Source organism: Novosphingobium sp. 11B (assembly GCF_054589055.1).
Genome location: NZ_BAAILP010000197.1, coordinates 1 through 1,918 on the forward strand (window position 1 = coordinate 1; position 1,918 = coordinate 1,918).

Below are 1,918 nucleotides of genomic sequence, written 5' to 3' on the forward strand. Positions count from 1 at the left end.
CCCAAGTTGAACAGTGCTAGCGGAACACGCAGGGAACGCGAGACCATAAGTATCTGATTTTGCGGTGAGTGGATTTGGCGGCAAAATCGGGTGTGCTAACAACATTTTTGCTGTGACTGTCGGTTTGGTTTATCTTTACGGGTCCAGGCAGTAACAACTTTGTCATGTATGTCGTCGAACGAGTCGCGCGCGGGCACCGCTATCTTTACCTGGTCGAGAGCGTGCGAGAGGGCAAAACCGTCCGCCAGCGCACGATCAAGGCTCTGGGCCGCAAGGATGTGCTGGCCGCAAGTGGCGAACTCGACAGGCTGGCCGCCTCGATCGCACGTCACGCAGAGCGCAGCGTCATTCTGTCCGATATCGATGCAGGCCGGATCGCAGCCCGCAGGATTGGCGGCCCGTTGCTGTTCGGGCGCCTGTGGCAACGGCTTGGCATCGATGCTGTATTGGAAGAAGTGCTGGAAGGCCGCCAGTTCGGCTTTGCCGTGGAGCGCGCCGTATTCGTCGCCACACTGCACCGCCTGTTCGTCTCAGGCTCGGACCGAGCTTGCCTTGACTGGATGGAGAGCTACGCCATCGACGGCAGCGAGGATCTTGCCCTCCATCACTTCTATCGCGCCATGGCCTGGCTCGGCGAGGAGATCGAGGAGAAGGCTGAGGGCGCGTTGGCACCTCGCTGCGTGAAGGACGTGATCGAGGAGAAGCTGTTCGATCGCCGCCGAGACCTGTTCACCGACCTCAGTCTTGTATTCATGGATACGACGTCGCTCTCGTTCTACGGTGCCGGCGGCGACACGCTGGGACGGCGCGGTCATTCCAAGGACCACCGGCCCGAGCTTGCCCAGATGATCCTGGCTGTCGTGATCGACGCCGAGGGGCGTCCGATCTGCACCGAGATGGTCCCGGGCAACACGGCTGACGTGAAGGTGCTCATGCCCATCGTCACGCGCCTGCGCACCCGCTTCGGCATCACCCGCTCGTGCGTCGTGGCCGATCGCGGCATGATCAGCGCCGATACGATCGCCGCCCTTGAAGAACTGGGGATGGAATACATCCTGGGTGCGCGAGAGCGTACCAGCAGCGTCATCCGCGATGTCGTGCTTGCCGACACTGCCCCGATGGTGCCCCTGGTCCTCGAGAGGCAGGCAGGAGACACTCAGCTGTGGGTCAAGGAAGTGCGCGTTGGCAAAGGCGCCGATGCCCAGCGCTACGTCGTCACGCTCAACGAAGCTGAGGCAAGGAAGGACAAGGCCGACCGGCAAGCGATCATCGATGGCCTCCAGACCCAGTTGAAGAAGGGCGACAAGGCCCTGGTCGGTAACTCAGCCTATCGCCGCTATCTCAAGGCCAGCGGCAAGACCTTCGAGATCGACATGGGCAAGCTTGCCGATGAGGCCCGCTACGATGGCATCAGCGTGTTGCGCACCAATGCCCGGATCACCCCGCTGCAGGCCGTCATCCGCTACCGTGACCTGCTTCAGGTCGAGGCCCTGTTCCGGGTTGCCAAGGCCAGCTTCGACACCCGCCCCATCTTCCATCAGTCCGATGCCGCTATCCGCGGCCATGTGTTTGTCTCGTTCCTCGCTCTGACGCTGGCCAAGGAACTCACCCGCTTGTGTCAGGAAAAGGGCTTACAGCCCGAATGGCAGCCGCTCCTCAACGATCTCGATCGCCTTCAGGAAGCCACCATCGAAAAGGACGGCAAGGTCATAACCACCCGCACCCACGTCTCGGGCCAGGTGGGCAATGTCTTCAAGGCAACCGGCATCGCGCTGCCGGCCAATATCAGCGAGTTGCCGCCGGAAACCTGAGCTTTTGCAAGCTCAACCGATCCCGAAAATGTAGTGGTAACACCTGCGTCGGCGCGCGCATATCATTGAATAAAAATGCCTTTTCCGAAAGCACTGTTCAAGTTGGG

At 60.9% G+C, this 1,918-nt stretch carries 1 protein-coding gene; it reads left to right on the forward strand.

The features are described 5' to 3' along the window. Positions 1–164: 164 nt before the first annotated feature. Positions 165–1,811: an IS1634 family transposase gene (locus ACYPYD_RS18040; protein WP_459664608.1), complete on the forward strand. Its 1,647-nt coding sequence runs from the start codon at positions 165–167 to the stop codon at positions 1,809–1,811. The last annotated feature ends 107 nt before the right edge of the window (positions 1,812–1,918 follow it).

Coding starts and splice junctions, on each gene's coding strand:
- ACYPYD_RS18040 (WP_459664608.1), top strand. CDS start 165: ATGTATGTCGTCGAACGAGTCGCGCGCGGGCACCGCTATCTTTACCTG.